Raw genomic sequence first — 12,075 nt, forward strand, 5'->3', positions numbered from 1 at the left:
CGCGACGATACATTTTTACTCGGTAGTGGAATTATCAAACCGTGTTCACTGGCGCAGTGTGAAAAAGCGAAGCGCCAGCTATAGCAATAAAGAAAGGGAAACTTCAGGCCACTTTTATTAGTCACACTTAGTGCCACTGGCGATACGTAAGCAGAACGTTTGCCATATCCACATTATCTCAACCCACTTAATGGAGAAAGGCCTCTGCGCAGTAAACGGCACTGTTAGCACCAGCATCCATTATGGAAAATTTCTGGATGATTGAAGGAATTGAAAGAAACAGATTCAGCCTATCTTCCATAGTTATAGGCGTATCAACATTGCTATAGCAGAAGATAGGGTTAAGTATTCCCCCCTGCGAAATAACCAAATACCGCCCAAGGAATTTTTTGCCCATTCCGCTATGTTTTATGCAAAACAATAAGGCAGAGCCAACGGATTTAAGGATTCGTTTGCAGGCCATGATTTTTAGTCGGCAAGCAATACCACCTGCCAGGAAGGGAGTTTACGGATGACAATAAAAAACCCGGCCTAAGCCGGGTTTTTAAAATACAAACCGCTGAAATTATTTAATTTTAGCTTCTTTGTATACAACGTGCTGGCGAACAACCGGATCGAATTTCTTCAGTTCCAGTTTTTCAGGTTTGGTGCGTTTGTTCTTCGTGGTCGTGTAAAAGTGACCAGTACCGGCAGAAGAAACCAGCTTGATCTTCTCGCGAATACCTTTAGCCATGACTTAGTTCCTCTTAGTACTTCTCGCCGCGGGCACGCATATCGGCCAGAACCGCATCGATGCCTTTTTTGTCGATTACACGCATACCTTTAGCAGATACACGCAGGGTAACGAAACGCTTTTCGCTCTCAACCCAAAAACGGTGAGAGTGCAGGTTCGGCAGAAAACGGCGTTTAGTCGCGTTCAGTGCGTGGGAACGGTTATTACCGGTCACCGGACGCTTGCCAGTAACTTGGCAGATTCGGGACATGTCTATTCTCCAAAAATCAAATTAGCTCGAGCTTCGTATAGGGTATTGGCAGCCTCGTCAGGCCTGCTGGCCTGGTCCTGCGGTTCATTTGAACTCGTGATGCCAGGCCCAAATGCCAAACCCGAGATTCTCAAAGGTGGCGTAGTATACGCTGTGTAAGGGATGTGCTCAAGCCCAGAACGGAGAAAGATCCCGAAGGATCGGGCGCTCTGGTTTAAATCCAACCGCGTTCAGCGAATGAAACGTACTCTCCACGCCCAATAACCAAGTGGTCAAGTACGCGAATATCCATAAACGTACATGTTTTTATGATACGTTCAGTAATCATTTTGTCTGCCCGGCTGGGTTCAGCCCGCCCGGAAGGATGATTGTGTGCCAGAATAACAGCGGCGGCATTCACTTTCATCCCTTCGCGCACAATTTCTCTCGGGTGGACCTCAACGTGTCCCAGCGTCCCCATAAACATTCGGCTGCATTTTATTACCCGATTTTGGTTATCCAAAAATATAACCATAAAAATTTCCCGCTCTTCATCAGAAAGCTGACTTTGCAAAAAAATCCGCGTCATCTCCGGGCTGAGGAGCGCCTTTTCTTCCTCGATGCACGCTGAATAATAGCGCCGCGCTAGCTCAGCAATCGCATGCAATTGCGCGTATTTGGCCATACCGATTCCGCCAACCTGACGAAACTCCGTCAGTTCAGCGGTGAGAAGATGCCGCAAAGAAGGAAAATGGCGCAGCAGCCTGTTAGCCAGCACTAAAACATGCACCCCAGGTTTTCCGGTACGCAAAAAAATTGCCAGCAGTTCAACATCCGTGAGTACGCGCGCGCCATACTTAAGCAACTTCTCCCGAGGCGGCATCAGCACATCCTGTTCATCTTTCATTGCCATACTCCTGTATATTAATACAGTAAAAATATCAGGCGTTATTCAGACGAGCGAGAAAAAAACGGATAGAATGCGGCGCTCCTCGTAAAAGCAGATACGTCCGACCTTTATCGGGTTGTGATAAAATATCCTACTCACCGCGGCCATCACAGGAATATAAAATGACGGGGCTTTCCGGCAAAAAAATCGTTCTGGGCGTCAGCGGCGGCATCGCCGCTTATAAAGCGCCGGAATTGGTTCGACGCCTGCGCGAACGCGGCGCAGAAGTACGGGTTGCAATGACTGAAGCAGCGCGTGCGTTTATTACGCCGCTAAGCCTGCAGGCTGTGTCCGGGCATCCGGTATCGGAAAGCCTGTTAGATCCGGCCGCCGAGGCGGCGATGGGACATATTGAACTGGGTAAGTGGGCGGATTTAGTCATCCTGGCTCCGGCGACGGCGGATCTTATCGCACGCCTTGCCGCCGGTATGGCAAACGATTTAGTAACGACGCTTTGCCTTGCTACCGCCGCGCCTATTGCACTGGCCCCGGCGATGAACCAGCAAATGTTTCGTGCTACCGCCACGCAGGACAACCTGGCGCGCCTGACCGCGCGGAGCTTTTTCATTTGGGGGCCGGATAGCGGCAGCCAGGCCTGCGGCGATATAGGCCCGGGCAGAATGCTCGATCCCCTTGCACTGGTTGATTTCGCTGAGCAGCATTTTTTACAGGCTAGTGATTTAAAACAGCTTAAAATAATGATTACCGCCGGCCCAACACGTGAACCGCTGGACCCGGTGCGTTACATCAGCAACCACAGTTCCGGAAAAATGGGGTTTGCCATTGCCGCCGCCGCCGCGCAGCGTGGCGCCGAAGTCACTCTTGTCTGCGGGCCGGTTTCGCTACCTACACCCCCTAATGTAAAACGTATCGACATCACCACCGCGCTGGAAATGGAATCCGTAGTGCAGCAGCATGCGCCGCAACAAAATATCTTTATTGGCTGCGCCGCGGTCGCAGATTACCGGGCAATGCATATCTTTGATGAAAAAATTAAAAAGCAAGGCGATGAATTAACAATAAAAATGGTGAAAAACCCGGATATCGTTGCAGGCGTCGCCGCGCTTAAAACGCATCGACCTTATGTTGTTGGGTTTGCTGCGGAAACAAATAATGTGGAAGAATACGCTCGGAAAAAACGCACACAGAAAAATCTAGACCTTATTTGCGCCAATGACGTATCGCTTTTAAATCAGGGGTTTAATAGCGATAACAACGCATTGCATTTATTCTGGCAGGAAGGCGATAAAGTACTTCCGCATATGCGTAAGGCGCTTCTTGGCCATCATTTACTCGATGAGATTATGACCCGTTATGATGAAAAAAATCGACGTTAAAATTTTAGATCCCCGCGTCGGCAATCAATTTCCTTTGCCGACGCACGCAACATCAGGATCTGCCGGGCTCGATTTGCGCGCTTGCCTGGACGACGCCATAGAACTAGCACCAGGAGCGACAGTATTACTGCCGACGGGGCTTGCGATACATATTGCCGATCCATCGCTGGCTGCCATGGTGCTGCCGCGTTCCGGGCTTGGTCATAAACACGGAGTTGTTCTTGGCAATTTAGTCGGTCTTATTGATTCCGACTACCAGGGACAATTAATGGTTTCTGTATGGAACCGCGCCCAGGAGAGCTTTACCATCGAACCAGGCGAGCGCATCGCACAAATGATCTTTGTCCCGGTGGTACAGGCAGAATTTAATGTCGTAGAAGACTTTTCTGCAACAGAACGTGGCGAAGGCGGTTTTGGGCATTCAGGTCGACAATAAGCGGCCGATATTTTAAGCACGCCAATAGCTTTAATAAGATATTCCTTATTCCACAGGCGCCCTTCGCTTGTGGTCGCTATGTGAGCGATGACCGTGGGATGTTCTTTTCAGGGGTATTTTAAAACATGGCAGAAAAACAGACTGCGAAAAGGAATCGTCGCGAAGAAATACTTCAGTCTTTGGCGCAGATGCTTGAATCAAGCGACGGCAGCCAGCGTATTACCACAGCAAAATTGGCCGCATCCATCGGCGTTTCGGAAGCTGCGCTTTATCGCCACTTTCCCAGTAAAACTAAGATGTTTGACAGTCTGATTGAGTTCATTGAAGACAGCCTGATAACACGTATCAATCTTATTCTTAAAGACGAAAAAGATACTACGCAGCGTTTACGTCTCATTGTTTTACTTCTGTTAGGCTTTGGGGAACGCAATCCCGGCCTTACGCGTATCATGACGGGACATGCGCTCATGTTCGAACAAGACAGGCTTCAGGGGCGCATTAATCAACTTTTTGAACGCATCGAGGCACAAATTCGCCAAGTGCTACGTGAACGAAAAATGCGTGAAGGTGAGGGTTTTATTACCGATGAAGCGCTGCTTGCCAGCCAGTTACTCGCTTTCTGTGAAGGAATGTTATCCCGGTTTGTGCGCAGCGAATTTCGCTACCTTCCTACCGATGACTTCGATGCTCGCTGGCCGCTGATTGCCGCCCAGCTTCGTTAAGCGTTGTAAAACGCTTTCACCTCCAATAAAAAACGCCTGTATCTCAACCCGGGCGTTTTTTTATTACATACCCGGCTAAAATTCGCGTTACTGAATAATCTAACCTGGAATCTAAGGGGTGAGTCAGCAATATGGGTTTTAAACGCTGACTCACCGAATCACGCTTTATCGCACTTACACACCGTACATTTCACGATAAGCCCGCACGGAAACCAGGTGCGTCGACATGCCTTCCTGCTCTTCCAGCCACGAGACCACGTCATCCAGCGAGATAATTGAGGTGACCTTACAGCCATAATCACGCTCTACCTCCTGAATGGCAGACAGCGTTCCCTGCCCTCTTTCCTGGCGATTCAGTGAAATTAGTACGCCAGCCAGCGTCGCGTCGTTTGCCTGAATAATGTCCATTGATTCACGGATCGCCGTACCTGCGGTAATCACATCATCAACCAACATAATCCGCCCTATTAACGGGCTGCCAACCAGAGAGCCGCCTTCACCGTGATCTTTTGCCTCTTTACGATTGAAGCAATACGGCACATCCCTGTTATGGCGCTGTGCCAGAGCGACTGCCGTAGTAGTTGCAATAGGGATGCCCTTATAAGCCGGGCCGAATAGCACATCAAAAGCAATATCGGCATCCATCAGCGCATCGGCATAGAACTGGCCTAATAGCGCTAAATCACGGCCGGTATTAAATAATCCGGCGTTAAAGAAATAAGGGCTGACCCGCCCGGACTTAAGCGTGAACTCGCCGAATTTCAGTACCTGTTTGCTGAGCGCAAATTCAATAAACTGGCGCTGATACGGTTTCATGGGCTGACTCCTCAGATAATGGTGCACCTTTGCCCGCCTGCACGGTGAACCTACGGGCACAAAAAAGGCGACCCGAAGGCCGCCTGAAAAACTATTCTGCCAGCGCCGCCTTCTGCGACGCGATTATCGATTCTATTCCCCCTCTGGCCAACGCCAGCAGGGACAGCAGCTCCTCATGCGAGAACGGCTCACCCTCCGCGGTACCCTGCACTTCAATCATCCGGCCATCTTCGGTCATCACAACGTTCATATCGGTTTCCGCCGAGGAATCCTCAATATATTCGAGATCGCACAGCGCTTCACCGTTAACAATACCGACAGACACGGCAGCAACCATCCCTCTAAGCGGGTTACGCTTTAATTTACCGCTGGAGACAAGGCCATTCAGTGCATCCGCCAGCGCAACGCAGGCGCCGGTGATCGAGGCCGTGCGCGTTCCGCCATCTGCCTGAATCACGTCGCAGTCCAGGGTTACGGTATATTCGCCTAATACGGTTAAATCAACGGCAGCGCGCAGCGCGCGTGCGATAAGGCGTTGAATTTCCATGGTGCGGCCGCCCTGTTTGCCTCTGGCAGCCTCACGTGCATTACGCGTATGGGTCGCCCGCGGCAACATTCCATACTCAGCGGTGATCCAGCCCTGGCCCTGGCCTTTCAGAAAGCGCGGTACGCCCTCTTCCACGCTAGCGGTACACAACACTTTGGTTTCACCAAACTCGACCAGCACGGAGCCTTCTGCGTGTTTTGTATAATGGCGGGTCAGGGTAATAGGACGCACCTGTTCGGCGCTACGACCGGATGGACGCATAGGTAAGCTCCTGCTTGCAACGAGTGTGGCTGCGCATTATACGGACTTCGGGCGCTTATTCCTATCCTGCCGGGGCCCCTGTAGCTATAATCCCTCCATCCACGTTTAAAAAGCAGGTATGACTTATGATTCGCAGTATGACCGCCTATGCCCGACGAGAGATTAAGGGTGATTGGGGTAGCGCCTCCTGGGAGCTGCGTTCGGTAAACCAACGTTACCTGGAAACCTGGTTCCGTATGCCGGAGCAATTTCGCGGCCTGGAGCCCGTCGCCCGCGAACGCATTCGCAATCGACTCACGCGCGGTAAAGTAGAATGTACTCTGCGTTTTGAAGCCGATCCCCGCGCCAGTTCATCTCTGCAATTAAATGAAGCGCTGGCAAAGCAGCTGGTTCAGGCAGCAAACTGGGTAAAAATGCAGAGCGACGAAGGTGAAATTGATCCGGTAGATATCCTGCGCTGGCCCGGTGTTATGGCAGCGCAGGAGCAGGATCTTGATGTCATCAACCGCGATATTCTGGCCGCGCTGGAAAGCGTGCTGGATGATTTCATCACCGCGCGCGAAACTGAGGGCCAGGCGTTGAAAACGCTCATTGAGCAGCGGCTGGAATCCGTCAGCGCGGAAGTCGCCAGCGTACGCGCGCAGATGCCGGATATTATAAAGTGGCAGCGTGAGCGGCTGGTTGCAAAACTCGAAGAAGCAGACGTGCAGCTGGAAAATAATCGCCTGGAGCAAGAGTTGGTGCTGATGGCCCAGCGCCTTGACGTTGCTGAAGAGCTGGACAGGCTGGATGCGCACGTAAAAGAAACCTATAACATCCTGAAGAAGAAAGAAGCCGTTGGCCGGCGCCTGGATTTTATGATGCAGGAATTTAACCGTGAGTCGAACACGCTCGCCTCAAAATCAATCAATGCGGATATTACAAATTCGGCCATTGAGCTGAAGGTGCTGATTGAGCAAATGCGTGAGCAGATTCAAAACATCGAGTAGGGTTTCACTTAAACTCACTAAGTCTCACGATACCCCACCAACATCTATAACCCAGTGTAAATGCTGGCTTTTTTTAATTCCACAAAGTCTCATATAATACCACTAAAGCGCACATTGGACTGACCCCACCCCGGTAGACGATCCTGATGTATAGTTTGAGCATAGGAGGACCGTATGGGCACACCACGATTTACCCCTGAATTTAAGGAAGAAGCCGTCCGTCAAATTACGGAACGCGGTTATTCCGTCGCAGAAGTTTCCGACCGACTGGGTGTCTCTGCGCATAGTCTTTACAAATGGCTGCGGGCCATCAAACCCGATAACAGCGAGCAGCATGCGCGTGATTTACTGGAAGCCAAAAGCGAGATCCTCAAGCTTCGGTCTCAGCTGAAGCGCACCGAAGAAGAGCGGGACATCCTGAAAAAGGCCGCGCGGTACTTTGCAAGGGAGCCCGACTGAAGTACCGCTTTATCAATGAACACCGCTCCGTATGGGGTGTCATGACAATGTGTCGGGTACTGAATGTCGCCCGGGCCGGGTTCTATGCGTGGCTGCATAATCCAGTTTCCGCCCGCGATAAAGATAACCAGCGTCTGCTGGCGCTTATCCGTGATTCGTATTCCCTCAGCGGTGGCGTATATGGCTATCGCCGGGTTCATGGCGATCTGAATGAAATCGGGGAAACCTGCGGTAAAAACCGGGTGAGCCGTATTATGCAACTGAACCGGATCAAAGCGGTGCGCGGCTATAAAGCGCCACGTCGTATCGCCGGCAGGCCTTCAGTGGTTGCGCCTAATCGCGTGCAGCGGCAGTTTACCGTTGTCCGGGCTAATCAGGTCTGGGTGACCGATATTACCTATATCCGCACCTGGCAGGGCTGGCTGTATCTGGCGGTGGTCATTGATCTCTTCGCCCGTAACGTGGTGGGCTGGTCGATGAAACCGACGCTGTCACGTGAACTGGCGCTGGATGCGCTGATGATGGCAGTATGGCGTCGAAAACCGGACAGAGAGGTAATAGTACATAGCGATCAGGGCAGCCAGTACGGCAGCGAGGACTGGCGGCGCTTCTGCCGGGCCAATAATCTGGCGCCCAGTATGAGCCGGCGTGGCAACTGCTGGGATAATGCAGTAGCGGAATCGTTCTTCAGTTCACTGAAAAAAGAGCGTATCAGGAAGAGAATATACAAAACCCGGGCTCTGGCCCGGGCGGATATCTTCGATTACATTGAAGTGTTCTACAACCGGGTCCGACGCCACAGCCATCTCAGCGGCGTCAGTCCGGAGGCCTTTGAACAGGCCTCGTCGTGAGGACAGAATTTGTCTACTGTCACGGGGTCAGTCCAATTCCTTTAAAACAGTTTTTTGAAGAAAATCCGCCGACTATGTTTTTATTAGATGGGTGCACTATAGCTGGATGCATTCACACTAACTATGGTGAGGCATTTGAGGTACAGATTCCTGAAGATAGAATCAAAGTACTTGAATGGAAGAATGTAAAATTCACAATAGAATCATTATATAAAGGAGATCAAATTCGAAATAACTCAATACAAGAATATATGATGATGCATCTCAAAAAAAATGGAGCCCAGATTGTTTTTAATGACGATAATTCTGGTGAATCATCCGACATTGTAGCAATCTTCGTCGAAGAAGATTTAATAAAATTTGAGATGATCCATTGTAAATACTCAAAAGAAACATCAGGGGCTAGATTAGCGGATCTTTATGAAGTTTGCGGCCAAGCAGTAGTTTCTTTACGTTATAAATGGAAACCAGAAGAGCTACTAAAACACATGGAAAGACGTAATAGCATGGGTGTGTTAAAAAATAAACGGTTCTACCATGGTAGTCTTGATGATTTGGATAATATAAAAAAGGCATTAAAATATTCGAATGTAAAATTCGAATTTGCAATTGCTCAGCCTGGCGTAGAAAAGTCGAATTTGCCAATAGATATGAGAAATTTCTTGGGTTCAATTTATGCAACTATTGTAGAAATGACTGAAACCAAATTAAAATGTTATTTTAGCAAGTAAAAAACATATAGGCCCTTCAAAAAAAGGGCCTATATTCTTATACATAAAGTTAGAACTTAAAAGGAACAACAATATCGTCATAGCCATCATCAATATCAGGAGCATACTTGATGCCTGATATATCTGATAATAATTCAGGTTTGACTTTAAATTTCTCGGCTAACATTTCAAAAGATATACCCAGCTGTTCTTTCAAAATTATTAAACTCTCCTCAAGCACATGAGGTTCTTCTAAAGGAATTTGGTCGTCGAGTTTCTCTTTTTTAGTTTGTCTCGTTTGACTAAACCAAACATTAGCATTTCTATATTGCTGAGCATTAATGAAGCCTAAAAAATGTGCCCTATAAATAATCGCTCTAGCGCTTACTTTCCAGCGAACTTTTAAGTTATAAACCTTCTTCCAGTCAATTGCACCACCAGCACCTAAGCAAACAGGAAACTCTCTTGCAAATGATTTGCGAGGGAATAGAAAAGCACTCGCAAAAGCATCCGCTTCTCTCTCTGTTTGTTTACATCCAGTTTCAATACCATCGTGCATGATTAAGTGGCCGCATTCATGAGCCAAGTCAAAACGCATTCGACATGCACTTTCTTTCGCTGTATTGCGGATTATTATTGGAAATTTTCTATTAACTGATAAAGCATCTACTTTTTCAGAAACACCGTCAAAACAGGTAACGATAGCCCCCTGATTTTCGACAACATTAACCATATTATCTATGGGTGCATCAGGTGTTAATCCCCAGCGAACACGAGCACCTTCAGCAATCTTCTCAATCAATGGAGGTGTTAGTTCTACAATTTTACTGTTATCTATCAAATTAAAACCGTTTTCGGGCATATCTAAATGCTCATGTAGCTCAGTAACAAGCTGTTCAAGAATGGTACTGTATGCCTGAACCCGTTCTTTCACTCCCGCAGGGGTTGTCTGTCTCTTACGAAAATGGCATTGCTCAGGTTTAACATCACCAGAGAGAGGTAAACCAAAAAACGCAGAAGACACCTGTAAAAATTCAGCCAATGCATTCCGAACATCATTTGCAGGTGCTCTGACATCACTTTCATATTGATGTATGCTTTGCCGGGTCACAGAAACTGCATCACCGAGCTCTTGTAGAGTATACCCTTTTAACAAACGAGCGAGCCGAAGCCGCTCGCCATAAAATGCTATAGCCATAACTTATTACTAACCATTATTCGAATCATCATTCTCCGCCTTTTTGTCTTTCCTTTTAACAGAGATTGGTGCTTTCTGAGTTTTGACTGGCTCAGGTAATTCAGCATCAATTGAACTGAAAGCAGGAACTCTCTCATCCAGAGGAATTTCCCAGCATGAAACCTGCACACCCTCTAAAAAGCCAGTAAATGTTACACGCTCTACATAACGAAAATCATCAACTTCAACAGCAAAAAACCAAAGTACAGAAGCAGCATTACCTACTTCTACAGGTAATAAGCTCATCTGACTCAGTGCTTCCACACAAGGTATCAGCCTACGCTCTTCCGGACGATTAGGCCCTCCACGATATAAACGAACAGGTACTGAATCAATAGAAAAAGTGAACTTACCATCGTCTTTTACTATGCCCAGCCAAGGCCATTCTTCGTGTTGAGTGGCAGCACGAATTATCCTCGTCCGGCAGCACTCATAAGCCCTCAATCCCGTGGAACGAGCAGAATCGCCGAGATCTTCATTATGTAAATCAATTACATCATCCCTGACATTTCGAATCAGAGACGCAAGTTGTTTAAGTCGCTCTAATGTTAGAGCAGGGTTTAATTCCCAAGGTTGCTTCATTATAACAGCTGTCCTCATGCGTAGAGTTATGTAGCCCTTAAAGGGGTTCGGTGAAATATCTGCCAATAATCCTGCATTTTTTTATTATTTGTCAAGCTGAATTAAAAAAGTAACCCAAACAACGAAATGTAAATAAAAATTTAATATGCTGATTAATAATCAAAAATTATTAAATTTGAATAAAAACAATATTAAAAGTACAATTCAAATGTACATTTTAGGAGGCACATTATGCGTACATACACCTCAACTCAAGCTCGTGCCAATATCTCAGAAGTGTTGGATGCAGCAACCCACGGCGAACCGATTGAAATCACCCGCAGAGACGGCAGTTCAGCGGTAGTTATCAGCAAGGCCGAATTTGAGTCATATCAGAATGCTAAGTTGGATGCAGAGTTTGATGTGATTATGCAACGTCATGGGCATACTGTAGAAGCGCTGACAAATCGATGATATGGATTAGCGCACAGGAAGTTATCGCTTTCCATGATCGTATATTGCAGCGGCTTCCCGGCGTTGCTGGCATGTCCGATCCCGGTAGAGCCGAAGCACTCATCTATCGGGTGCAAAACCGTACACATTATGAAGGTGTTATGGATGTATTTGAGCTGGCTGCAACTTATTGGGTGGCTATCGCTCGAGGGCATATATTTAATGACGGCAATAAGCGCACCGCATTTTTTGTTACCATGACCTTTCTCTATCGCAACGGTATCAAGATCCGTGATAACGATAATATGCTGGAAAATTTAACGGTAGAGGCAGCCACAGGTGAGAAGACCGTAAACCAGTTAGCGCAGCATTTACGGGATTTAGTAGACAATTCCAGCCCAATTCGTTGAGCACCCTCGCATTCCGTGTACTTAAGTGTGTACTTACCCCAAAGATAGATTAATAAAAACACAATAAAATCAATGCATATATGTCATCACTCAACATTCAGATTCAATCCCGGCCCGCTCATTGCGGGCTTTTTCATAAATAACACCGTAGCAATACGGTAAGCCCGTTAAGAAAAGATCCCGTCCTTCACTTTATGCAGCCAGAGGCTAAATGCCCCATGTCTGGATCTCACCGTCAATTTAATGACACAATCATCGATAACCACATGATTATACTGGAAAATAAATGAAGTTAGCGCATTAAAAGCGCGTCATCTATTGTTGAATATCTACCACCGTTAGGCCTCTTTTAAGAGGGGAAAGCGATATACAACG

Annotated in this window: 15 protein-coding genes; 8 read left to right on the top strand and 7 right to left on the bottom strand. The window is 47.7% G+C overall.

From position 1 onward, the window contains the following. Window positions 1-565 precede the first annotated feature (565 nt). The 3 genes from rpmG to radC all read right to left on the bottom strand — a co-directional run bounded on the left by rpmG (window position 566) and on the right by radC (window position 1,869). Window positions 566-733 (bottom strand): 50S ribosomal protein L33, encoded by a 168-nt coding sequence (rpmG, locus tag SFA31_RS03090; RefSeq protein ID WP_002436700.1) that lies wholly within the window; start codon window positions 731-733, stop codon window positions 566-568. Between the two features lie 13 nt (window positions 734-746). Next, window positions 747-983, bottom strand: coding sequence for a 50S ribosomal protein L28 (gene rpmB, locus SFA31_RS03095; protein ID WP_322836654.1), 237 nt, complete (start codon window positions 981-983; stop codon window positions 747-749). Window positions 984-1,197: 214 nt separating this feature from the next. After that, the gene (radC, locus tag SFA31_RS03100) at window positions 1,198-1,869 is read right to left on the bottom strand and encodes a RadC family protein (protein WP_322836655.1); all 672 of its coding nucleotides are present in this window, start codon (window positions 1,867-1,869) and stop codon (window positions 1,198-1,200) included. A 164-nt stretch (window positions 1,870-2,033) separates the two neighbouring features. Here radC and coaBC point away from each other — a divergent pair, with 164 nt between their 5' ends. The 3 genes from coaBC to slmA all read left to right on the top strand — a co-directional run bounded on the left by coaBC (window position 2,034) and on the right by slmA (window position 4,406). Continuing rightward, complete coding sequence (gene coaBC, locus SFA31_RS03105) at window positions 2,034-3,248, top strand: bifunctional phosphopantothenoylcysteine decarboxylase/phosphopantothenate--cysteine ligase CoaBC (RefSeq protein WP_322836656.1); 1,215 nt, start codon at window positions 2,034-2,036, stop codon at window positions 3,246-3,248. Continuing rightward, a complete protein-coding gene (gene dut, locus SFA31_RS03110) occupies window positions 3,226-3,684 on the top strand; it encodes a dUTP diphosphatase (RefSeq protein WP_322836657.1) in 459 nt (152 codons plus the stop codon). The genes coaBC and dut overlap by 23 nt, the downstream gene beginning before the upstream one ends. Window positions 3,685-3,809: 125 nt before the next feature. Then, window positions 3,810-4,406 (top strand): nucleoid occlusion factor SlmA, encoded by a 597-nt coding sequence (slmA, locus tag SFA31_RS03115; RefSeq protein WP_322836658.1) that lies wholly within the window; start codon window positions 3,810-3,812, stop codon window positions 4,404-4,406. A gap of 174 nt (window positions 4,407-4,580) precedes the next feature. Here slmA and pyrE read toward each other — a convergent pair whose 3' ends face one another. Both pyrE and rph read right to left on the bottom strand, forming a co-directional pair. Further along, a complete protein-coding gene (gene pyrE / locus SFA31_RS03120; protein WP_322836659.1) occupies window positions 4,581-5,222 on the bottom strand; it encodes an orotate phosphoribosyltransferase in 642 nt (213 codons plus the stop codon). Window positions 5,223-5,313: 91 nt separating this feature from the next. After that, the gene (gene rph / locus SFA31_RS03125) at window positions 5,314-6,030 is read right to left on the bottom strand and encodes a ribonuclease PH (protein ID WP_322836660.1); all 717 of its coding nucleotides are present in this window, start codon (window positions 6,028-6,030) and stop codon (window positions 5,314-5,316) included. 125 nt (window positions 6,031-6,155) lie between these two features. Here rph and SFA31_RS03130 point away from each other — a divergent pair, with 125 nt between their 5' ends. From SFA31_RS03130 to SFA31_RS03140, 3 genes are all read left to right on the top strand, one after another. Beyond that, window positions 6,156-7,019, top strand: coding sequence for a YicC/YloC family endoribonuclease (locus SFA31_RS03130; protein WP_322836661.1), 864 nt, complete (start codon window positions 6,156-6,158; stop codon window positions 7,017-7,019). Between the two features lie 174 nt (window positions 7,020-7,193). Beyond that, window positions 7,194-8,329, top strand: a protein-coding gene (locus SFA31_RS03135) for an IS3 family transposase (RefSeq protein WP_322836662.1) whose coding sequence is annotated in 2 segments (ribosomal slippage) — window positions 7,194-7,440 and window positions 7,440-8,329 — 1,137 coding nt in all. Because the reading frame shifts where the segments join, the coding sequence is not laid out codon by codon here. Continuing rightward, window positions 8,326-9,060, top strand: a complete 735-nt coding sequence (locus tag SFA31_RS03140) for a hypothetical protein (RefSeq protein WP_322836663.1) — start codon at window positions 8,326-8,328, stop codon at window positions 9,058-9,060. The genes SFA31_RS03135 and SFA31_RS03140 overlap by 4 nt, the downstream gene beginning before the upstream one ends. A 49-nt stretch (window positions 9,061-9,109) precedes the next feature. On the opposite strand, the gene SFA31_RS03145 is transcribed toward SFA31_RS03140, so the two are convergent. Next, complete coding sequence (locus SFA31_RS03145) at window positions 9,110-10,237, bottom strand: XRE family transcriptional regulator (RefSeq protein WP_322836664.1); 1,128 nt, start codon at window positions 10,235-10,237, stop codon at window positions 9,110-9,112. 9 nt (window positions 10,238-10,246) lie between these two features. After that, window positions 10,247-10,858 (bottom strand): hypothetical protein, encoded by a 612-nt coding sequence (locus tag SFA31_RS03150; protein ID WP_322836665.1) that lies wholly within the window; start codon window positions 10,856-10,858, stop codon window positions 10,247-10,249. Window positions 10,859-11,089: 231 nt separating this feature from the next. Between SFA31_RS03150 and SFA31_RS03155 the strand changes: the two genes are divergently transcribed. Beyond that, window positions 11,090-11,311 carry a type II toxin-antitoxin system Phd/YefM family antitoxin gene (locus tag SFA31_RS03155; protein ID WP_322836666.1) on the top strand — a complete coding sequence of 74 codons (222 nt, stop codon included), beginning with the start codon at window positions 11,090-11,092 and terminating at the stop codon, window positions 11,309-11,311. Beyond that, entirely contained in the window at window positions 11,308-11,700 is a 393-nt protein-coding gene (locus SFA31_RS03160) for a type II toxin-antitoxin system death-on-curing family toxin (protein ID WP_322836667.1), read from the top strand. Before SFA31_RS03155 ends, SFA31_RS03160 begins: the two co-directional genes overlap by 4 nt. Window positions 11,701-12,075: the final 375 nt, after the last annotated feature.

Origin of the sequence: Erwinia sp. HR93 (assembly GCF_034555055.1) — a bacterium.
In the GTDB taxonomy this organism is placed as follows: Bacteria; Pseudomonadota; Gammaproteobacteria; order Enterobacterales; family Enterobacteriaceae; genus Apirhabdus; species Apirhabdus apintestini.

What these genes read in the sequence shown, in the direction of transcription:
- rpmG (WP_002436700.1), bottom strand. Translation starts at nt 733, where the DNA reads ATGGCTAAAGGTATTCGCGAGAAGATCAAGCTGGTTTCTTCTGCCGGT.
- rpmB (WP_322836654.1), bottom strand. Translation starts at nt 983, where the DNA reads ATGTCCCGAATCTGCCAAGTTACTGGCAAGCGTCCGGTGACCGGTAAT.
- radC (WP_322836655.1), bottom strand. Translation starts at nt 1,869, where the DNA reads ATGAAAGATGAACAGGATGTGCTGATGCCGCCTCGGGAGAAGTTGCTT.
- coaBC (WP_322836656.1), top strand. Translation starts at nt 2,034, where the DNA reads ATGACGGGGCTTTCCGGCAAAAAAATCGTTCTGGGCGTCAGCGGCGGC.
- dut (WP_322836657.1), top strand. Translation starts at nt 3,226, where the DNA reads ATGATGAAAAAAATCGACGTTAAAATTTTAGATCCCCGCGTCGGCAAT.
- slmA (WP_322836658.1), top strand. Translation starts at nt 3,810, where the DNA reads ATGGCAGAAAAACAGACTGCGAAAAGGAATCGTCGCGAAGAAATACTT.
- pyrE (WP_322836659.1), bottom strand. Translation starts at nt 5,222, where the DNA reads ATGAAACCGTATCAGCGCCAGTTTATTGAATTTGCGCTCAGCAAACAG.
- rph (WP_322836660.1), bottom strand. Translation starts at nt 6,030, where the DNA reads ATGCGTCCATCCGGTCGTAGCGCCGAACAGGTGCGTCCTATTACCCTG.
- SFA31_RS03130 (WP_322836661.1), top strand. Translation starts at nt 6,156, where the DNA reads ATGATTCGCAGTATGACCGCCTATGCCCGACGAGAGATTAAGGGTGAT.
- SFA31_RS03145 (WP_322836664.1), bottom strand. Translation starts at nt 10,237, where the DNA reads ATGGCTATAGCATTTTATGGCGAGCGGCTTCGGCTCGCTCGTTTGTTA.
- SFA31_RS03150 (WP_322836665.1), bottom strand. Translation starts at nt 10,858, where the DNA reads ATGAAGCAACCTTGGGAATTAAACCCTGCTCTAACATTAGAGCGACTT.
- SFA31_RS03155 (WP_322836666.1), top strand. Translation starts at nt 11,090, where the DNA reads ATGCGTACATACACCTCAACTCAAGCTCGTGCCAATATCTCAGAAGTG.
- SFA31_RS03160 (WP_322836667.1), top strand. Translation starts at nt 11,308, where the DNA reads ATGATATGGATTAGCGCACAGGAAGTTATCGCTTTCCATGATCGTATA.